Origin of the sequence: Tessaracoccus sp. MC1679 (genome assembly GCF_014164775.1) — a bacterium.
Lineage (GTDB): Bacteria > Actinomycetota > Actinomycetes > Propionibacteriales > Propionibacteriaceae > Arachnia.
Genome location: NZ_JACJGB010000007.1, coordinates 1 through 20,187 on the forward strand (window position 1 = coordinate 1; position 20,187 = coordinate 20,187).

The 20,187-nt window shown below is 70.9% G+C and carries 18 protein-coding genes; 7 read left to right on the forward strand and 11 right to left on the reverse strand.

The features are described 5' to 3' along the window. Positions 1-237: 237 nt before the first annotated feature. From H5398_RS12325 to H5398_RS12345, 5 genes are all read right to left on the reverse strand, one after another. Complete coding sequence (locus H5398_RS12325; RefSeq protein ID WP_182800192.1) at positions 238-750, reverse strand: VTC domain-containing protein; 513 nt, start codon at positions 748-750, stop codon at positions 238-240. Beyond that, the gene (locus tag H5398_RS12330) at positions 747-1,331 is read right to left on the reverse strand and encodes a DUF4956 domain-containing protein (RefSeq protein WP_182800193.1); all 585 of its coding nucleotides are present in this window, start codon (positions 1,329-1,331) and stop codon (positions 747-749) included. Before H5398_RS12330 ends, H5398_RS12325 begins: the two co-directional genes overlap by 4 nt. A 105-nt stretch (positions 1,332-1,436) precedes the next feature. After that, on the reverse strand, positions 1,437-2,807 hold the full coding sequence (locus H5398_RS12335; RefSeq protein ID WP_182800194.1) for an FAD-binding oxidoreductase: 1,371 nt from the start codon (positions 2,805-2,807) through the stop codon (positions 1,437-1,439). A 110-nt stretch (positions 2,808-2,917) separates the two neighbouring features. Further along, a complete protein-coding gene (locus tag H5398_RS12340; RefSeq protein WP_182800195.1) occupies positions 2,918-5,857 on the reverse strand; it encodes a LuxR family transcriptional regulator in 2,940 nt (979 codons plus the stop codon). Between the two features lie 65 nt (positions 5,858-5,922). Next, complete coding sequence (locus H5398_RS12345) at positions 5,923-6,132, reverse strand: hypothetical protein (RefSeq protein WP_182800196.1); 210 nt, start codon at positions 6,130-6,132, stop codon at positions 5,923-5,925. A 208-nt stretch (positions 6,133-6,340) separates the two neighbouring features. On the opposite strand from H5398_RS12345, the gene H5398_RS12350 reads away from it, so the two are divergent. The 4 genes from H5398_RS12350 (at position 6,341) to H5398_RS12370 (ending at position 9,446) form a co-directional block, all read left to right on the forward strand. Further along, entirely contained in the window at positions 6,341-7,165 is an 825-nt protein-coding gene (locus tag H5398_RS12350; protein WP_182800197.1) for a tryptophan-rich sensory protein, read from the forward strand. Positions 7,166-7,545: 380 nt separating this feature from the next. Then, entirely contained in the window at positions 7,546-8,043 is a 498-nt protein-coding gene (locus H5398_RS12360) for a GMC oxidoreductase (RefSeq protein ID WP_182800198.1), read from the forward strand. 18 nt (positions 8,044-8,061) lie between these two features. Continuing rightward, entirely contained in the window at positions 8,062-8,391 is a 330-nt protein-coding gene (locus H5398_RS12365) for a hypothetical protein (RefSeq protein WP_182800199.1), read from the forward strand. Beyond that, positions 8,388-9,446 carry an alpha/beta fold hydrolase gene (locus H5398_RS12370; protein ID WP_182800200.1) on the forward strand — a complete coding sequence of 353 codons (1,059 nt, stop codon included), beginning with the start codon at positions 8,388-8,390 and terminating at the stop codon, positions 9,444-9,446. Before H5398_RS12365 ends, H5398_RS12370 begins: the two co-directional genes overlap by 4 nt. Positions 9,447-9,666: 220 nt before the next feature. Here the strand turns inward: H5398_RS12370 and H5398_RS12375 are convergent, their stop codons facing one another. Continuing rightward, complete coding sequence (locus H5398_RS12375; RefSeq protein ID WP_182800201.1) at positions 9,667-10,101, reverse strand: SRPBCC family protein; 435 nt, start codon at positions 10,099-10,101, stop codon at positions 9,667-9,669. Positions 10,102-10,264: 163 nt separating this feature from the next. Here H5398_RS12375 and H5398_RS12380 point away from each other — a divergent pair, with 163 nt between their 5' ends. Together H5398_RS12380 and H5398_RS12385 are read left to right on the forward strand one after the other, a co-directional pair. After that, positions 10,265-11,347, forward strand: a complete 1,083-nt coding sequence (locus H5398_RS12380) for a hypothetical protein (RefSeq protein ID WP_182800202.1) — start codon at positions 10,265-10,267, stop codon at positions 11,345-11,347. After that, a complete protein-coding gene (locus H5398_RS12385) occupies positions 11,340-12,062 on the forward strand; it encodes a DNA alkylation repair protein (protein WP_182800203.1) in 723 nt (240 codons plus the stop codon). Before H5398_RS12380 ends, H5398_RS12385 begins: the two co-directional genes overlap by 8 nt. Before the next feature lie 9 nt (positions 12,063-12,071). Here H5398_RS12385 and H5398_RS12390 read toward each other — a convergent pair whose 3' ends face one another. From H5398_RS12390 to H5398_RS12405, 4 genes are all read right to left on the reverse strand, one after another. Continuing rightward, the gene (locus H5398_RS12390; protein WP_255443719.1) at positions 12,072-12,950 is read right to left on the reverse strand and encodes a DUF4389 domain-containing protein; all 879 of its coding nucleotides are present in this window, start codon (positions 12,948-12,950) and stop codon (positions 12,072-12,074) included. A 268-nt stretch (positions 12,951-13,218) separates the two neighbouring features. After that, on the reverse strand, positions 13,219-15,159 hold the full coding sequence (locus H5398_RS12395) for an acyl-CoA dehydrogenase family protein (protein ID WP_182800204.1): 1,941 nt from the start codon (positions 15,157-15,159) through the stop codon (positions 13,219-13,221). Between the two features lie 95 nt (positions 15,160-15,254). Further along, complete coding sequence (locus H5398_RS12400; RefSeq protein ID WP_182781282.1) at positions 15,255-16,145, reverse strand: hypothetical protein; 891 nt, start codon at positions 16,143-16,145, stop codon at positions 15,255-15,257. A gap of 8 nt (positions 16,146-16,153) precedes the next feature. Then, complete coding sequence (locus H5398_RS12405) at positions 16,154-17,569, reverse strand: phage tail sheath subtilisin-like domain-containing protein (RefSeq protein ID WP_182800205.1); 1,416 nt, start codon at positions 17,567-17,569, stop codon at positions 16,154-16,156. A gap of 326 nt (positions 17,570-17,895) precedes the next feature. Here H5398_RS12405 and H5398_RS12410 point away from each other — a divergent pair, with 326 nt between their 5' ends. Next, positions 17,896-18,420 carry a DUF6328 family protein gene (locus tag H5398_RS12410; RefSeq protein WP_182800206.1) on the forward strand — a complete coding sequence of 175 codons (525 nt, stop codon included), beginning with the start codon at positions 17,896-17,898 and terminating at the stop codon, positions 18,418-18,420. Positions 18,421-18,438: 18 nt separating this feature from the next. Here the strand turns inward: H5398_RS12410 and H5398_RS12415 are convergent, their stop codons facing one another. Continuing rightward, positions 18,439-20,166, reverse strand: coding sequence for a hypothetical protein (locus tag H5398_RS12415; protein ID WP_182800207.1), 1,728 nt, complete (start codon positions 20,164-20,166; stop codon positions 18,439-18,441). Positions 20,167-20,187 lie beyond the last annotated feature (21 nt).

Genomic DNA, 20,187 nt, shown 5'->3' on the forward strand with positions numbered 1-20,187 from the left:
CGCGCTGCGGATCACCCGCCAGACCCTCGCCCACCCGGGCGCTTTCCCCCCCTGACCAGCACGCCCGCAACAGTCCCGGCTGGCTCGCATTCCTGAGGCGACTACTCGCCCGGCTCAACCCGGCCCGGCGACGACGCTCAGCACCCCGCGTCATCAAACGCAAATACGTCAAGTGGCACGTCAAACGCGCCCACCACGCCACCTGGCCGCAACCCGAGCAGATACCAACCTATACAGTCACACCACACTAACTGAACGGTATTGGGTGTAGGTGACGTCCAGGACGGGCTCCAGTTCCTCGTCGAGCCGGATCCGGTCCCCCCCGAGGGCCTCGGCGACGAACTCGCGGGCGCCTCCGTCGAGGTGGCGGATCGGCTGCTCCCACGCCACCCGGCGCTTGACCGTGCAGCCGCCGCGGCGGGTCTTGACCTCGAGGAACTGCTGGTCCGTGTCCACATATCGGCGGGTGCGCACCTTGAAGCGGTGACGGCGCCTGTGGGCCGTGCCGAGGAAGCAGTCGAGACCCGCGGTGTCGAAGTAGGTGGAGAGGTAGCCGAATCGACGGCGCCCGTCGATCTCGAGGACCCGGGCCTCACGCGGGAGACCGAGGACGAACGCGTCGGCCTCGGCTGAGGTGAGCACGTACTTGCGGTCCACCCGGGTGAGCAGGGCAGCGGTCCGGTTGAGCTCGTCGAGGGAGACCGGTTCGCGGGCGGCGAGGCCGCGGAGCGGGAGTGTCGCGGCGGTCATCGTGCGTCCGCCCAGGCGACGCGGCGCGTGACGGACGGGGTGGTGGAGCGGTAGCGGACGTCGACGGTGGTGGTGTCGTTGACCAGGTCCAGCCGCTGGACGCTGAGGTGCTTGACGGTGCCGCCGAGGCGGTCCTGCAGGTAGCCGATCAGCGTCGCCTCGTCGGTGATGGCGCGGTCCACCACCACCACCTCACGCTTGTGGCCGCGCAGCAGCATCCCGTGGTCCGCGACGAACATGCCGGCGAGGACCACCGCCATCAGGCTGAGCGCCATCACGGGCTCGGCGCCGAGTCCGCTGAGCAGGCCGAGCGCCAGGGCGCTGAAGTAGTAGGCGATCTCGTGCTGGGCCAGCTCGTCGGAGCGGAGCCGGATGATCGACAGCACGCCGAAGAGCCCGAGGCCCAGGCCGGCGCCCACCGCGGTGGAGAGCAGGACGGAGCTGACCGCCATGATGCCGATGTTGACGCCGAGGTAGGCCACGACGAGGTCGCGGCGGCCATGGCGGGGGAAGTACAGGCCGAGCGTCAGGATCAGGATGCCGACGATGTTGGCGAGGTACAGGATGGCGGTGGTGGACACAGGGGTTCTCCTCGGTGGCGGTTTCGGTGATGTACCTATTCGGCCAGCCAAGACTGTGGGGTTACTGTGGGCGCCCTGCCCCGCCGCTATGAGTCCGCTCAGCCGTCAGAGCGGGAGGCCCCGGGAACGGAAAAGGTTCGAGGGGTCGTAGAGGCTCTTGACCGACGCCAGCCGTTCGAAGTTCTCCCCGTGTGCACGCCTGACCGCCGACGGGTCGGTGAGGTCGTCGAAGTTGAGGTAGGAGCCCGCGCTCGAGAAGGGCTGCAGGGCCGACGTCGCGTCGCGCGCCCAGCCGATGTTGGCTCGGTCGTCGGCGGGGTCGTCCCAGTTGGATTCCAGCCCGATCATGTACGGCGAGGTCCGGTTGGCGATCGGCGTGCCGTCGGCGGGAACCACCGCGATGGCGCCGCCGTTGATCCAGATGTCCAGCGAGGTCAGGGGCGAGGGCCGCCGGGCAGCCAGGTCGAGGATCACCTCAGAGGCGTCAGGGGTGAGATCCACCAGGTGCGACGAGCGCCAGTAGTAGCGCCGGCCGCGCGGATAGTCCTCGTCGAAGAACTTCTGCGCCTCCACCCAGGGCACGACGCCGCTCATGTCGGTGAGGACGGTGCCGAGGTCGCGCAGCGGTGCGCAGACGCGCTCCCCTTCGTCGACGTCCCCGATGTAGGGGCCGGCGATCCCGACGAACGGCTGTCCCCACAGCTCGCGGGGGAACGGTTCCGCCTCCGGGAAACTCCAACACACAGCGATGGAGCCGAACTCGTCCGGTGCGGACCCCACGAACTCGCGCAGGTTGGCCAGCACCTTCTTCCCCTCGCTCAGCGGGTAGGTCAGGAACGGCAGGTACACGTCAGGGCCGACGGGGTGCGCCTCGTACTCGAGGGCCGTCACCACGCCGAGGTCCCACCCGCCGCCGCAGAGGGCCCAGTACAACTCCGAGTGCTCCTCGATGGACGCGTGGACCAGGCGACCGTCGGCCGTCACGACGTCGGCGCCGGTCACGTTGTCGCAGCTCAGGCCGTGCTTGCGGCGCATCCAGCCGTAGCCGCCACCCAACGTCAGCCCCGCGACCCCTGTCTCGGACACCACGCCCAGCGGCACCGCCAGCCCGTGCTCCTGGGTGGCCGCGTCGACGTCGCCGATCTGCGCCCCGCCCTCGGCGCGCACCAACCGCTGGACGGGGTCCACCCTCACGGCCCGCATCCGCCCCAGATCGATCACCAGGCCGCCGTCGATGACTGAGGAGCCGGCCACGTGGTGGCCTCCGCTGCGCACGGAGATCCCCAGGTCGTGAGACCTGGCGAACCTGACCGCCTCGACGACGTCGTCCGTCCCTTGGCAGCTCACGATGGCCGCGGGCCTCTTGTCGATGGTGCCGTTCCACACGCGGCGTGCGGTGTCATACTGGTCGTCCGCGGCTGAGAGCACCGAGCCGTGGACGCCGGCCGCGAGCTGAAGGAGAGCGTCCCTGTCCATCTCCGGAGTGTGCCTGCTCGCCCGCCGAAATCCGACGCTGACGAGGGCGATCACTGGCGGCGCGCGCCTCACCAGCGACGACGCTGCGGCGTTCGGCTCGCCGCACCCCTTTATGGGCGGTCCCGGCCGGTCTCGGCCCCTTGGAGTCTGGCCGCGATGACGGCGGCCTCAGTGCGCGAGCCGACGCCGAGCTTGCGCAGGATGGCGGACACGTGGACGCTGGCAGTCTTGTCGCTGATGAACAGGTGCTTCCCGATCTCGCGGTTGGTGAGGCCCTCAGCCACCAGGTGGAGGACCTGCCGCTCGCGGTCCGTGAGATGCGCAGGGGCTTGGGTGGAGTGGGGCACCGCCGCCAACAGATGCGCCCGGCTTCTCAGCTCGGTGACCTTCCGCAGGGTCAGCAGGTCATGGATCCGCCCCGACAGGTGCGCCGCCTGGTCCAGCGTCTCCTCGGCCGCAAGCCGGTCTCCCGACATGATCTGTACCTCACCGAGCCGGAAGAGGGCATCCGAGTGGCACTGGATCGGGACCCGTCCCCGCTCCGCGGCGGCCACGGCCTCGTGCCAGGCGCCGACGTCGGTGCCCGCGCCGTCGGCGCCCCCCAGCCGGGCCTCCACGAGGGCGCGCCAGTCGGCCACCACCTCCCACAGGGCGAGGCTGTCGAGGGTGGAGCGGAGCCGCTGCTCGGCGGCGGCGAAGGGATAACCCTCGCCGGAAAGGATGCCGTCGGCATGGGAGCTCCGCAGAGCGGCCACCACCTCCGCGCCGAGCACCGTGAGCCTCAGGGCAGCGCGGCTCGCCACCGACTGATGGCCGTCCCACAGGCGCTCGACCTGCTCCCACGCGGCCGGCAGATCGTCGACGGCGAGCGCAACCGCACCGACCGCCCGCGCAACCGTCAGCCTTCCGGTTGCGCTCCGGCGGGCGCCGTCGATCGCCTGGGCGTGCTGCCGCATCAGGTCCCGGGCCTGGCCGGCCCGGTCCCGGAGGCGCAGGATGTCCATCTGGGCCAACCTGCAGTAGCCGCCGGCGAAGGTCCACGGCCCCAACCCGATCAGTTCCTGCCCCATCCGCTCGGCGGCGGGCAGGTCCCCCAGATCGAGGTGGACGTTCATCACGTGCAGCGAGATGGCGCTCCCCCAGCTGCGCTGCCGCCACGTCTCGCGCGCCAACGTCAACGCGGCAAGGCCTTCCTCGAGCGCTTCACGATGCCGTCCGACGAGGCGCAGCAGGTCCAGCCGCAGGCCGGAGGCGCGCAGGAAGGCATCGGGGTCCGCGTTCATGGCCTGTACCTCGGCCAGGCCCTCGAGGGCGCCGTCGACATCGCCGGAGTATCCGCGGATCGAGGAGATCGAGGTGAGTGCGCGTGCGAACTCGGCCCGAGCCTTCCCCTTGACGCGGTCTGATGCGTCACCCTCCATCAGCACTCTCGCACCCTCCAGCGCCTCCTGGAGCCTGCCCCATCCGACCTCCGGGTCGCCGTAGAAGGCCTGGGCGATCCCGAGCCCACAGGTCACCCGGACGCGCGCCAACCGGTCCAGGTCGTCGCCGTCCGGCGGCAGCTCCGCGTACGCGGCCTCGGCCAGCTCGCAGATCCCGGGCTGCCCCAGTCCTTGGGCGAAGATCGTCTGCTCGTGCAGGAGCAGCGCGCGACTGCGGTGATCGTCGGCCGCGCACCGCGCCAGCTCACGCTGCAGAAGCGCCAGCGACCGCGGGTCCGCGGTCTCCATGAACAGGGCCGCAACGTCCAGGACGAAGTCGGTGCGGGTGCAACCCGCGACCGTCGGCGCGTCGGGCACCGCGGACCACAGCTCCAGCGCCTGCTCGCCGAACGAGGCCGCGCTCACCAGCGCCCCCGTCGCCCTGGCCTCGCGGGTGGCCCGGAGCAGGGCCTGGAAGGCGCGCGGCCAGTTGCGGACCTTGGTCCAGTGGTGGGCGACCTGGGCGGCGCTCCCGGCCTCGCCGGCCTGCTCCAACTCCTCCGCGTACCGGGCGTGGAAGCGTGCGCTCTCCCCCGGCAAGAGTTCGCCCTCGATCGCCTCGTGGCTGAGCGCGTGGCGGAAGGCGTAGCTGGTGTCCCGCGCGGAGAGGATGTGCGCCTCAACCGCCTCCCGCAGCGCGGCCTCCAACTCAGACGGGTCGCCGTCATGGACTGCCTCGACGAGGTCGTGCGGCACGGACACCCCGCCTGCCGCCAGCATCCGCAACACGGCCTGGGTGGGCCGGCCGACCCCGTGGTAGCGGGCGAGCACCACATCGCGCAGGGACTCCGGGAGGGCGTGGCCGTCGAGGGCGACGAGCTCCTCCACCAGGAACGGGACGCCGTCGCTTCTTCGCGACAGGCTGGCAACATCGACGCCGTGGTCCGGGCCGCGGAGGTGGGCCACCTGCGCCTCAATTTCCTCCCGGGAGAGCCGTCGGAGGTCGATGCGGAACACGTGCCGCATCCGCTCCAGCTCAACCAGGAACGGCCGCAGCGGATCGGTCCTGCCCACCTCGTCGGTCCGGTAGCTGAGGGCGAGCATGAGGCGGCCGCCCCGGAATCGCCCCATCACGGCGCGCAGCAGGTCGAGGGTCGCGGCGTCGGCCCACTGCAGGTCCTCAAGCACCACCAGGACCGGGGTGATCCTGGACAGGCCGACGAGGAGGTCGCGGACGGCCTCGTGGAGCTGCTCGCGGTCTGCGCGCTCTGTTTCGCCGCCGTCCAATTCCGGGACGAGGGCGGCCAGTGTGGCGAGACGGACGGGCCCCGCCACCGCGCTGACAGTGTCGGCACCGAAGGCCGCGACCAGGTCCCGCAGCGCCTCGCGCACGGGCTCGAACGGGGTGGCGAACCGGCCCATGCCCACGCAGTGCCCCACCGCGACGGCAATGTCGGACCCCAAGCCGGCGGCGAAATCACGCAGCAGCCTGGTCTTCCCGATGCCTGCCTCACCGGCGATGATCACGCCCCTCGGCACGTTGCCGAGTGAGGCGCGGAACAGGTCGCGCAGATGAGCCAGCTCCCAGTCCCTGCCGACGATGACAGGGCTGACCGTGGCGTCAGTCATTCCTCATGGTGACATACGGACCGACCGCCACCAAGGGTCAGGAAAGCGGGGCCACTGACGGGTCCTCAGGCACCCAGTGGCGCATGACGCCTGGGGATGTGGAAACCCTTGAGCAGATCGGACAGGCCCTCCCAGAGGGACCAGTGATGGTTCGGGTCGCTGGGCGTCAGTCCGCCGCGTTCGGCGATGATCCGACGACGTTCAGCGTCCAAGGCGACGTCTGCGGCGCGGTCGCGGTAGACCGACGACGCGAGGTTGATCTCGAGCTGTGACATGGCTGCCTCTCCTCTGGCTCTCCCCCATGGGGCCATGGGTCAACCCTCCGCTCTAAGGGGGGTGGCCGGCATCGGGCAGGTGCCTTAGTTCCGCTGCTTGGGCGGCCCGATCCTGCGGCCTGAGGCATCCGGAGTCGACGGGGGCTGGCGCCGTGACCAATGTTTGTATAAGCTTTGTTCAACGTTAGTCTCTGAGGAAGGGCGAACCATGCTCCGCAACGATCGAATCCGGCAAGTCGTCATCACCGCCAGCGCGGTCTTCATGATCATCGGAACCCTCTTCGGCATCGGGGTGATCGGCACCCGCGTCGAGGAGGCCGCCGGCGGCAGCCTGTCCGCCACCGCGACACTCGTCGCCCCCGCGGTCAACGCGTTCTCGATCTGGTCGGTCATCTACGCCGGACTCATCGCCTACGTGGTCTGGCAGTGGCTGCCGGCCAACACCACCAGCGCCCGCGCCCGCTCCATCGGCTGGCTGGCCGCGGCGTCGATGGTGCTCAACGCCTCCTGGCTCCTGGTCACGCAGGTGGGCTGGCTGTGGGCGAGTGTCGCGGTGATCGTCGCCCTCGCGCTGGTGCTCGGCGAGCTGGTCCGACGGCTGACCGCGCTCCCCGCCGACGCCGACCGCCCCGCCACGACGTGGGCCGAGCGCTTCATCGTCGACGGCACCTTCGGGCTGTACCTCGGCTGGGTGTCGGTGGCCACCGTCGCCAACATCACCGCGACCCTCGTAGATTCCGGCGTCAACCCGGCGGCTCCCGTCTCGGAGTACCTGGCTGTCGCGGTGCTGGCGGTGGCCGCTGCGCTGGGCGTCATACTTGCGAAGGCGTTCGGCGGCCGGTTCGGCGTGGCCGCCGCCATGGCCTGGGGCCTGGGCTGGATCGCTGTGGGACGCCTCACCGACGCGCCGGCGTCCACGCTCACCGGGGTGGCGGCTGCGGTCGCGGCGGCGGTGATTGTCGCGGCGGCGGTGGCCGTCCGGCTGCGCACGTCGTCGCCCGTCAGGTCCCGGGCGGCGCACGCGACCGCCTGACCCGACCACGTCGGCTGTGGCGCGGGAGCAAAGCGACGAGCCCGCACCGCGGGCTGAGGTGCGAGGAGCGCAGCGACGAGCCTCGAAGCCTAAGAAACGCACGTTGTCAGCTCACGTTTCATAGGCTTCGAGGCCGCTTCGCGGCACCTCAGCCAGCGGGGAAAGCGCCACGCGGCACCTCAGCCAGCGGGGAAAGCGCCACGCGGCACCTCAGCCAGCGGGGACAGCGAAACGCGGCACCTCAGCCAGCGGGAGGGGCGACCGGGGGTAGATCCTTCACCGCGGGGCCCTCGAGCAGGGTCCCGTCGGCCGCGAACCTGGAGCCGTGCAGCGGGCAGTCCCACGACTTCTCCGCATCGTTCCACCGCACCACTGCGCCGATGGGCCGCTCGCCACATGACGGGCTGGTCGATGCGCACGGCGAGGTGTTCGGCTACCCCGGTCTCTTCGTCGTCGACGGCGCGGCGATGCCCGGCCCGGTGGGCCCGAATCCGGCGCTCACCATCGCCGCGAACGCGGACCGGATCGTGGAGCGGGTGCTGGAATCGGCGCCTGCAGGACGCCGGGCCGACGAGAACGACGACGACCTGCCGGGATCCGCGCCGGCCGCTCCCCTCGACGGCGACACCGTCGAGTTCACCGAGCAGATGAAAGGCTTCCTGGCGCTCGGCGAGACGGATCCCGTCGTCGGCTGGAAGCGGGCGCGGCTGGTGAATCAGCGGTTCATGTTCGAGCTGACCATCACCGTCCCCGACGTGGAACGGTTCCTCGCCGACGACCTGCACCCCGGGACCGCGTCGGGGTACATTCGCTGCGAGGAGTTGGGCGGGAAGCTTCCGGTGGAGCGGGGCTTCTTCAACCTGTTCGTCGCCACGTAGTTCGCCGCCACGCGGGAGATGCGCTACCGGCTGTGGTTCCGTGACCTCGCCGGTGCGCCGGTGACGATGTACGGCTTCAAGACCGTGCGCAACGACCCGGGGTTGGACATCTGGAGGGACACCTCCACCCTCTACATCACGCTGCTCAAGGGGCATGTACCGCCCGGCGGCGACGGGCCGGTCCTCGGCGCCGGGCTCCTCCGCATCCTGCCGCGCGACTTCGCCCGCCAGCTCACCACGTTCCGCGCGGACGGCCGGACCCCGCTGCGCTCGTTGGGCAGGTTCGGCACCCACTTCGCGCGCACCTTGACCGATACCTACGGGCCCGTTCGCAAGGAGGACCGATGAGCACCCCGGTACAGATCCGGCCCACCACCCGCGCCGACCATCGGGTCACCCACCACGTGATCGCCGCGCGCGACGGGCACCCGATCACCCTGCTGCGGATCCGCGGCAGGCATGAGCCGACGCGGGAGCCGGTGATTCTGGTGCACGGCGCGGGGGTCCGTGGGGAGATCTTCCGACCCCCGGTGCCGCGGACGTTCGTCGACGCGCTGATCGACGACGGGTGGGACGTGTGGCTGCTCAACTGGCGGGCGTCGATCGACCTCGACCCGGTTGCCTGGACCCTCGACGATGCCGCCGCCTGGGACCATCCGGCCGCCGTCGAGTACGTGGCCGAGGCGACCGGGTCACCGACCATGAAGGCGGTCATCCACTGCCAGGGGTCCACCTCGTTCGCCATGGCTGCCGCGGCGGGGCTGCTGCCGCAGGTCACCACGATCGTCTCCAACGCGGTGTCGTTCCACCCCGTGATCCCCGCGGTGTCGGTGTTCAAGATCCGTCGGCTTCGGCCGCTCCTCCAGCCGCTCAGCCCGTACCTGAACCCGGCCTGGGGCGACGAGCCGGACTCGCTGTTCGCGCGCGCCACCAGGGCGGCGGTGAACCTGACGCACCGCGAGTGCGACAACTCCGTGTGCCGGCAGGTGAGCTTCACCTACGTCGCGGGCAGGCCTGCGCTGTGGTCGCACGCCAACCTGGATGCTGACACGCACGAGTGGATCCGCGGCGAGTTCGGGAAGGTGCCGATGAGCTTCTTTGCGCAGATGGACGCCTCGGTCCGCGCGGGGCACCTGGTGTCGGTGTCGCGGAGGGAGGGGCTCCCGGACGACTACGGAGTGAGCGCGCCCCAGACCGCCGCCCGGTGGGTGCTCTACGCCGGGCGCAACAACCGCTGCTTCCTGCCCGAGAGCCAGGAGCGCACTCATCGGTGGCTGGAGGGGGTGGAGCCGGGGCGGCATGCGCTGCGCGTGGTGCCCGGGTACGGTCACCTGGACATTTTTCTTGGCCGCGACGCGGCGCGAGACGTGTTCCCGGGGATGCTGGCCGAGTTGGCCCGCTGACCATCGTCGGCCGTTCCTGGCGCCTATCCGTTGGCTGAGCGCCCAGCGCCGCAGTCCCTACCGGCGGCTGAGGCGACAACCGCGGAACGACGCCCCTACCGCTGGCTGAGGCGCGAGGAGCGAAGCGACGAGCCTCGAAGCCTAAGAAACGTTCCTTGTCAGCTCCTGTTTCCTGGGCTTCGAGGCCGCTGCGCGGCACCTCAGCCAGCGGTTCCGGAGCTCAGCCGGCGAGCAACCTGACCAGCACCCTCCGGTAGCCGGCTCGGAGCACCCGCGCCGCCGTCGGCTGGAGGAGTTCCGGCAGCCACGGGAGATGGACACTCTGCTCCCATCGGACCGCGCTTCCGCCGGCCGACGGCCTGGCGGTGACCTGCACGACACCGCGGATGACGCGACCCCGCTTCACGATGGTCGCCGCCGCGTCGGGCGCGAAGGTGAGTGCCTCGATGCGCATGTGGTCATCGAAGCCGAACCGGCCCACGCCGGTGCGGCCGACGAACCGCGACCCCACCGTCAACTCGTCCGCCGAAACCGCCGGGGTCACCCTGGTCAGCGGGATGAGGCGGTCATGGGCGCGGAGGTCGAGGAGGCGGCGCAGGGCCTGGTCGGACGGGCATGCGGCCGGGAGTTCGACGGTGAAGTGGGCCCGGATCATCGCCCAATCCTAGGCGGCCCCGGGCCGGGCGAGGTCCGGTCTGCAACTTGCTATCCATAGAGCGGTTTCTGCGTATATACACACAAGCCGCTCTCTGGATAGCAAGTTGCAGACAGCTTCGGGCCAGCGCCCAGGGGTATCGTGAGGAGATGAGGTTTGCTTGATGTTCTGCCGTGTATCTGCCGTTGTCGGCGCCGTTTGCATCGCGCTCGGCGTCTCAGGCTGCGCCCCCGCGCTGCCCTCACCCTCGCCGAAGACGAGCCGGTCGGCGACGTCGACGGCCGCACCCACCCCGGATGCCACCCAGTCGGCAAACCCCGCATCTTCACCGTCGCTGCTCGACTTCACCACGCAGACCGTTCTCCTCCCCGAATTCCACGAGCTCGCGCCGCCCTGGGAGGAGCTGTTCACGCTCCCCTACGGCGACGGCGAGGACCGGCTCGGCACCTCCCCCGGCGGCGAGGGCCTCGAATGGGGCCCCAGCTACGGCACGCAGCTGCCCGACGGCACCTGGTGGTTCCTCGACACCGCCAACTTCCGCCTGGCCCACTTCGACGAGGGCGGCTCGTACCTCGGCGACGCCCCCCTCCCCGAGGAGCACCTCGCCCAGGGAGAGTTTCTTCAATGGCAGTCCCCGCAGGCGCTGGCCGACGGCACCGTCGTGCTGCAGAGCACCACCCCCGACCGCCCCGGGATGCTGAGGCTGGCCCCGGACGGCACGTTCTCCCGGGTGGAGCTGGACCGGTTCCCGGGGCTCAAAGGCACCGACGGCACCAGCCTCTTCGGCTTCGACGAGGATGGCCGCCCCGTCGTGGTGGACCCGGCAGATGGCTTGCTCGCGCAGGTGGATTCCTTCGTCGGGCAGGGTGGGCTGAGCTATTTCGTCGAGGCGGAGCCAGGGAGCGTCTCGGTCCAGCTCGGTGACCTGGCGCTGCCCATCCCGCTTGAGGCGGCGGACCACCCCGATGCCCTGGTGTATCCCTCGATCGAGGCGGCCACGGGCACCGACGGAGTTCTCACGCTCCTGGTGAGCGGGATCGCGGAGGTGGAGACCGGCGTGGCGGTTGACGCCTCAGCCGTGCTGCGCATCGACGCGGCGGGGGCGGGCACCGTCGAGCCCGTTCCCATGCTCACCAGCGAGGCCGACCCGGGCGACGGCGCCCGTCTGGGCATCCGGCTCGGGGATGATCGCCCGTGGCTGATGGCTGTCGACGCGGACGCCCTCCGGGTCTACCGCCGTGGGTGAGGAGTGGGCCGCGGGTCTGGCCGCGGAGCTCGACGCCGAGCTTCGCGCGCGGGCGGTCCCCGAGCGCGCCGCGGGCGAGAAGGCCTACCTCAAAAGCGAGTTGACGCACTACGGGGCATCGATGCCGGCGATGCGCGCCGCTGTCCGCGCGGCCATGGCGGGGGTCACGCTGGGCCACGACGAGTTGGTCGCGCTCGTCGAGGCGCTGTGGGCCGAGCCGGTGCATGAGCGTCGCGCGGCCTCCGTCGACCTTCTGGAGACACACCGCGGGCTCCTGGGGGTGGCGGATGCCGACCTGCTCGAGCGGCTGCTGCGGGAGTCGCGGACCTGGGCGCTGGTGGACTCGTTGGCCGGATCCGTCGTCGGCCCGGTCTCCGACGGCGACCCGTTATGGGGTCCCGTCCTGGACGGATGGGCCTCCGACGGCAACTTCTGGATCAGACGCTCGGCGCTGCTGGCCCACCTGATCCCGCTGCGCACCGGCGGCGGGGACTGGGCGCGCTTCGCCCGCTACGCCGACGCCATGCTGGAGGAGAAGGAGTTCTTCATCCGCAAGGCGATCGGGTGGATCCTCCGCGACACCGCCCGACGGCGGCCCGACCTCGTCTTTGCGTGGCTGCTGCCGCGGGCAGCCCGGGCCTCCGGGGTGACGCTGCGAGAGGCGGTGAAGTACCTGGCGTCCGAGCAGCGCGACGCCGTCCTGGCCGCCCGCTGACCACGGCGCTCAGGCGACGGGCGGTGGAGGGGGTGGTGGCGCAGGCGGGGGTGGCGGTGGCGGGGCCTCGTCGGTGGGCCAGCCGTCGTCCCACGTGGGCGGCAACGGCATCAGCCGTGGACCGTCCTGCTCGTACGGGCCCTGGTCCAGGCGGAACGGTGGGTACTCGTCGGTCATGAGGAGGGAGTAGGCCGTGACGCGCAGCTGCCATCGGTTGAACCCCATGACCACGCGGTAGACCTGCTGCGGGTAGGCGCCGGAGACCAGCACGATGATGAGCGCGATCAGGACCAGGATCGGCACGAGGCCCGGCCAGTTGGTGTCCGTGGTGACCTGCCCGGCCTCGTCGTTGTGGGGGCGGGTGAAGCCGAAGAGGATGGCCAGGATGATGTAGTGCGGGATGGCCAGCAGCCACCACTTCACCAGGACCAACCCGCGGGAGAGCCGCTCGGGGTAGCGAACGTCCAGCCGCGCAGGATAGTCGGGCACGTCGGCGAGCGTGAACGGCGGATATCGGTCCGTGGCGCCGACGCTGTAGAGGTAATACGCCAGGCGCCAGCCCCAGCGCATGACGCCGACGAGGTAGTCGAACGCCCCGCGCGGGTACCGGCCGGTGATGAGGATCGCGAGCAGCGCCCAGAACCAGGCGAACACCGCCCCGATCGCGAGGAAGGCGAGCGCGATGTAGTGAGGGAAGGCCAGGAGCCACTTCACCAGCCAGAGCGCTCGCGACACCTCGGGTCGCTCAGCGCCTTCGACGGTGACAGGGGAATCGGGACCGCGGAACGTATCCATGTCCATGGCCGAATCGTCCCAGATGTGGGCGTCCGGCGACGGAACGGTGATGAGACGCGCAGCAGCGCGGGTGCCCTCGGCAGTGCCACCCATCAGCTGGCTGTGGGGGCGAGGAGCGAAGCGACGAACCCACCCCCGCAGGCTGAGGAGCGAGGAGCGAAGCGACGAACCCACCCCCGCAGGCTGAGGAGCGAGGAGCGAAGCGACGAACCCACCCCCGCAGGCTGAGGAGCGAGGAGCGCAGCGACGAACCCACTCCCGCGGGCTGAGGAGCGAGGAGCGCAGCGACGAGCCTCGAAGCCTCAGAAACGTGAGCTGACAAGGTCACCTTCTCGAGGCTTCGAGGCCGCTGCGCGGCACCTCAGCCAGCGGGTGGGCGTGGGATCCGACGCCGGACGTCGGCCACCGTGGATGGGCCCGGCTCCCACGCCGCGACCCACGGCAGGTCGTCGGCGATGTGCAGGACCCCGTCCTCCAGCCCCGCGTGGTGCCCGTCGAGCACACGGCGGGCCAGGTGACGGTCGCTGCGGTCCGAGTTGTGCCACAGCGCGCCGAACAGGGCATCCACCCGAATCCTGGCCTGCTCGCAGAACGCCCCGGCCAGCTCCACGCCCTCGGTGTTGCTGTCCCGCTCGGCGGTGGCGCGCACGCAGGAGGCCGACATGGCAAACAGCTCGGCGCCGATGTCGACGATCCGGCCAAGGTAGGCCTGACGATGCTCCAACCTGCCCTGCCAGCGCGCCATCCCGGCGAAGATCGCCCGGGCCAGGCGCCTGGCTGCCCGCTCCACGTAGCGCAGATGCTCGGCCAGCGCGCCGTGCTCCCGGTACGCGCCGGGCACGGTGCCGGCACCGACGGCGAGCATCGGCAGCCACCTGGCGTAGAAGCCCGACGCCCGCGCCACAGCCTCCGCCCGCGCACGTGTCGTCGCCTCGGGATCGATGATCTCGCCGGCCACCTCGAGGTGGACGTCAACGGCCTCGCGGGCGATGAGGAGGTGCATGATCTCGGTGGAGCCCTCGAAGATCCGGTTGATCCGCATGTCGCGCAGGAGCTGCTCGACTTCGGCCGGGCGCTCGCCCCGGGCGGCCAGCGACTCTGCCGTTTCGTATCCTCGCCCGCCGCGGATCTGGACCAGGTCGTCGACGATCCGCCACCCCATCTCGGAGGCGTAGAGCTTGACCAGGGCTGCCTCGATGCGGATGTCGTTGGCGTCGTCGTCGGCCAGCATGCCGGCCAGGTCCAGCATCGACTCCATGCCGTAGGTGGTGGCCGCGATGAACGCGATCCGGGTGGCGATGGCCTCATGGTCGCCCACGCGCCGCCCCCATTGGACCCGCTCCCCGGCCCAGCCGCGCGCGACGTGCAGCGACCACTTCGCCGCGCCGACGCACATCGCGGGCAGCGACAACCTGCCGGTGTTGAGGGTGGCCAGCGCGATCTTGAGGCCCTTGCCGGTGGCGCCCAGCACGTTGGCGGCAGGCACGCGCACCTGATGGAACCGGATGAGCGCGTTCTCGATCCCGCGGAGGCCGACGAACGCGTTGCGGCGCTCGACGGTGATGCCGGGCGAGTCCGCCTCGACGATGAACGCCGTGATGCCGCCCTTACTCCCGGGGGTGGCCGGGACGCGAGCCAGCACGACGAACAGGCTGGCGATGGTGCCGTTGGTGGCCCACAGCTTGAGCCCGTCGAGGACGTAGAAGTCGCCGTCGGGAGTGGCCGTGGTGGCAAGGCGGGCGGGATCCGATCCGACGTCGGGCTCGGTCAGCAGGAACGCGGAGACCTCACCGGCGGCCACCCTCGGAAGATACTGGTCCTTCTGGGCGGTGGTGCCGAACATCTTGACCGGCTGCGGCACGCCGATGGACTGGTGGGCCGAGAGTGTCGCGGAGACCGCGGGGTTGGCCGACCCGATCAGCGTGAGCGCCTTGTTGAAGTAGTACTGGCTGAGGCCCTGGCCGCCGTACGACTCGGGGACCTTCATCCCGAAGGCCCCGATGTCGGCGAGCTCCGCGAAGGTCTCGTCGGGGATGCTGGCCTCGCGTTCGATGCGGGCGCCGTCGATCCGGCGGCACACCTCCTCGACCCGCGTGAGGTAGCTCTCACCCTTGGCCTTGGCCGCCGGGCTGGGCGTAGGCCAGGGCTCGATGAGATCGAGCCGCAGTCTGCCGAGGAAGAGCTCCTTGCCGAAGCTGGGCTTCGTCCACTCGGTCTGTCGTGCCGCCTCCGCAACCGTGCGGGCCTCGCGGGCGCTGGGACCTTGGGTGGGCGTGGATGTGGGGTGAGTCGCGGTGCTCATGATGCCCTCCAGGAACGCATTCCACGATACTCCTGGGCGGTCGCTCCTGCGGCGGGCACTGCTACCCCCAGCGAGATGGCCTCCTCCGCGGCACCTCAGCCAACGGGATGGGCGGGGAGTGGCTCCGGGGGTGCGTCGAAGAAGCGGGTGTCGCGGGCGAAGGCGCGGAAGAACGCGAAGATGAAGCCCATCCGCTCCTCGTAGCACTCCCAGGTGGTGGCCGAGCTGCCGGCCACGTCGACCGTCAGCGCATGCTCGAAGCGTTCGGCCAAATCACACAGGTCGGCGTGCGCGAGGTGGTCGAGCACCTCCGGGTAGCGGAGCCCGCCCAGGTAGGACGGCGGGGGTACGTCGCGGCACACATCGATCGGCCCGTCAGGGGTGTAGACGTCGACGAAGCGGGTCACGATCCGCCCGAAGAGCCCGCCCAGCGGCATGGCCTCGTCGATCAGCGAGTCAGCGATCCACTGCTCGTGCGCGGCCACCCGCACGTTACCCAGCAGCATCAGCTCCGCGACGGCCCGGTCCGCCTCGTCGTCGAGCTCCTCCTTCACCGCCAGAGCCCGCAGCTCAAGGGCCGACTGGTATGCGGTCAGCGCCGCAGCCAGATCTGGGGCCTCGCCGAAGAGCGGATCCGCGACGGCGACCTCGAGCGCCAGGCGGGTGGGCCCACCCGCCCGCGCCACCTCGTCGAGCCAGCGCACGAAGCGGGGCGCGACGTCGGCGATGATCGTCCGGTTGCCCTCAGCGACCGCGGCCGAGGTGCCGGGATCGAGGCCGAACGGCAGCGCGTCGCGACGGATCACCCGGCCAGCGGACGCGCTCGCCCAGGCGCCGAACGCGAGCCAGTTGACGTCAGAACGGCCGACGAGTTCGGCGACTGAGTGGGCGAGGTCGCGGTAGCAGGCGGTGATGGCCACGTTGCGCGTCACCGGATCTGTGAGTGCGACCACCTCGGCGACCGCCAGCTGCGACGGATAAGGCATGGTTCATGCTAGGCGGGAGGGCGTGGCCGCCGCCAGCGCACCTCAACATGCCGCTCGCGCGCCAGCTTCTCGATCAGGTAGCTGACCTCCTGGTTGGCGTACCGGTCGTGGGAGTCGCGGACGTCCGAGCGGCCGCCAAACAGCGCGTCTGCCTCGTCGAACAGCAGCACCTGGCCGGCGCGCTCCGCCGCGTCGAACACCTCGGCCAGATTCTTCTCCGTCTCGCCGATGTAGCGCGAGACCACGCGCGACAGGTCGACGGTACGCACAGTCTGCGCGTCGATGCGCCTGCGTCCCACGAGACCGAACGGCTGGGTATCGCCGTCCGCGGGCTCTCCTGGCGCCTGGGTCTGCAGCGTGAGGCGGTGGACGTCGAACTCGGCGGGCCTCACCGTCGCGATGAACACCTCGAGGATCAGCCGTCCCGCCTCCACATCCGCCTGGGTCATGGTCTGGCCCAGTCCGCACCGTGCCCCGTAGGCATGCTCCGGCTTGGTGCCCTGCAGCGCGCCCTGGCGCCAGAGGTCGAAGAGGAAGTTCTCCACCGTCGTCCGCACCTGCACCCAGAGGGGCACGTCGTTGGGCTCGAACACCACGAAACCCAACCCCGCGGCGATGGAGGCAAGGACGTGGTCGGTGAGCCGGCGGACCGACAGGTACCGCTTGGGTGGCTCGATGCTCTGGGCGCCGGCAAGGGTGCGCGCCCCCCACACCAGGCGGCCCCGGCCGGGGAACTCACGGAGGGCATTGACGCCCTCCTGGGTCAGCAGCTCGCCCGCCTCCTCGCCGAGCGCCTCGGTGAACCCATCGATGCCGTGCAGCGCGATGTTGGCGGGGGCCTTCCACACCCCGCGCTCGGCGTCGGATCGGGAGATCGCGCCCGCGACGGCTCCCGAGGGCGGGACCTGCACCCCGCCGACGACGAGCCATGGGTGATAGGCGGCTGCTCGCTCACGGTATGGTCCCGTCTGCTGCACCGTCGCCCTGGCAACGGCGTCGAAAGGGCCTGCGGGGAGGTCGAGCAGCAGCACGGAGCGGTGGGCCGCGCAGAAGGTGAGCGCGGCGGTCACGTGCTGGTGATGGGCGGCCGTGAGCCCGGGGATCGCGAGGACGGTCACGCCGGAATCTTCGAGGGCGTTGAGGCCCGAGGCGCCGTCGACGGGCACGAGTTGCTCCGGGGCGGGCCCTGCCGCCCGGACGACGATCGCGCTGGTGCCCCCGTTGGCGAAGAACAGGTCGACGGCGTGGCCCAGTGGCTGGTCCGCGCCGAGACTGGGGCCGAAGATCGAGTGATACTCGCCCGGGCTGGTGACCGTGACCGGCGTGTCCACCGGCCCCTGGCTGCAGGCGCCGACGAACCCCGTCACCGAGGTGGGCAGCGGCTGGATGGCTGTGCCGGCGGGGATTTCCTCGATGTAGGGCATCTGTCCACTGTGGCTGACGGATCAGCGCCTGGCAAGACCATCCGACCGCTCACTGAGGGCCTGCCCCTCTCGCCGGATTGCTTCGCCACTCGCCAATAGGTCCACCGCCCCGCGCGACCGCGTCCAGCATGGTGCCGTGACGAGACGCCCGTGCGGCTCACGTTCCTCCAGGACTGGCTCCGAGTCCCCTGAGGGCTTGACATACGTTCTGGAGGAACAACAGCCGCGCAGCCGTCACGCGACCAACGCCGCGAACCCATCCATCGGCGCAACTGCCACGACAAGGGCGATGTGTGGATCACCGCGACAGTGGGTACGTCACAGACATGAGTGACCACGACGACACCCCTCGCGCCGTCCCGTCGCGCTACGCCGACGGCGCGGATCCGGTCGAACGCGACGAGACGCCCGGGGAACGCCTCGACAGGCAGTGGAACGAACTACTCCAGGAGCTGAGGGTCACCCAGACGGGCCTCCAACTCCTCTCGGGCTTCCTGTTGACGCTGCCGTTCCAGAACCGTTTCGCCGACCTGTCCCCGACCCTGCTGACGGTGTTCCTGGTAGCCGTCTCGACGGCGACACTGGCGACCGCGCTCGTCGTCGGACCGGTGGTGCTGCACCGGCACCTGTTCCAGGAGCATCGCAAGGACACCATCGTCGCCGCCGGACACGTCATGGCGAAGATCGGCCTCGGGCTGCTCGCGGCGACCATCGTGGCGGTGTCGTGGCTGACGTTCGGCTTCGTCCTCGGCCCCGAGTGGGGCCTGGTGGGCGCGGGTGCCGCCGTCGTGGTGTTCCTCGGCCTGTGGATCATCCTCCCATTCAGCCTGAGGTCTCGCCGGGACGCATGACGGCAGTCCGCTGAGGGCTCACCCCCCGGGGGAGGGCGACGGCGACGCGGAGCCGATGCTTCCCCTCGCGAGTGCCACTGCGCCGGGGCCTTGGGCCACGCGGGTGAGGGCGGCGATCTGCGAGGCCGAGAGCCCGGCGGAAGTCAAGGTTGCGGCGGTGGGCAGGCCGGCCACGGCGTCGAGGTCGAGGGTCCCGGTGGCGACGGCGTCCACCGTGACGCCGGCCGCGGTGACGTCGGTCCCAGCCACCCAGGCTGAGGTGTCGCGGTCGATGCGCCCGGCGGCCGCGACGGCGGCACCGGCCAGCGATGCGTTGTTGCGGGCGAGCACTGCGAGCTCACCCAGGGTCTGCACCGAGCCGCCGTTGATGCCGGCGCGGGCCGAGCTGGAGGCGGCCATGAGGGCAGCGTCCACCTCTCCGCCGGATCCATCAGTGGTGGCCGACAGCACCCGGGCATCGGAGGAGACCGACAGCGTGACGGCGCCGTCGGCGAGGAGGCGCGAGTCCCTGACGAGAACCGCGGCCGACGACGACGCCACCAAGGCACCGAGAGCCCTGGCGTGTGCCTCGAGCATGATGGCGCCGCCGGCGAGCGTCGCGTCCGTGACCAGGACGGAGGCAGTGGCGCCGGATTCGCGTTCGTCGGATGCGCTCAGGGTGATCATCCCGGAGCCGGTGTTCAGGACGGTACCCGGGGTCACGGTGATCTGCCGGGCGGGGATGGTCAGCGCCGCACCGGAGTCGGTCAGGCGAATCTCGCCCGTGATCAGGACTGTGCCGCCGGCGGCGTTGACGACGATGGTGACGAGCCCGGCGGTCGGGACCGCGTGCACGACGCCGTCCTCGGCGATGAAGACCAGGTGGCCGGTCTCGGCGTCGACGCCCAGCGTTCCGCCGGTGCCGTCGAAGGTGGCTGTGTTGCCGTCGACCGCCCAGGATGCTGCGGGATCAGGGGCGGCGAGGAAGGCGGGCGGATCGTCGGAGGCCGGAGCATCGGAGCTCAGGCCCAGGGGCTCGCCGGACTCAGCGCCGTCGGCCGCCGTGTCGGCGCCAGGTTCGACGGCGAGATCGCTCGACGGGTCCGCGGCGGGCATGAGGGGGTCGGCCGGGTCTGCCGAAGCTGGGTCCGCCGAAGCCGGGTCGGCCGCGACCGGATCGACTCCGGGATCGGAGGTCTCCGCGGCGCCCTCCACGGGCTCACCCTCGGCGGCCGGCTGCTCAGCGGTCGTGGCCTCGGGGCCGGTGGCGAGAGCCTCGGCTGCCGGGTCGGCAGGGGCCTCCGGTGCAGCCTCGGCCGCCGGCGCCGGCTCGGGTGCCGGTTCGGGTGCGGGTGCGGGTGCAGGCTCGGGGGCGGGGTCAGGTGCAGGCTCAGGTTCGGGGGCGGGCTCCGGCGCTGGGGCGGGCTCCGGCTCAGGCAGGAACGACGAGCTCACGCCGTGGCTTTCGCCCGGCTCAAGCGTGTCGTCCATCAGAGCGGAGCTGTGACCCAGCCCGATCGCGTGGCCCACCTCGTGGCGGACCACTGTGATCAGGCTCATCCGCGACCATCCCCAGCCCGCGGCGTCGCCGTCGATGGTGATCGAGCTGCCGGACGCAGATCCCAGCCCCGTCCCGGACAGGTCGCCCACCGACGCAGAGACGCCGGAGGTGTCCGCGCCTGCGGACTCCCACTCCGACTTGGCCTGCGACAGGGCCGCCGCAAGGTCTCCCGAGCTCAGGGAATCGGTGACCGGATCGTCGTCCACGGCTAAAAGAGCGGCTACTTG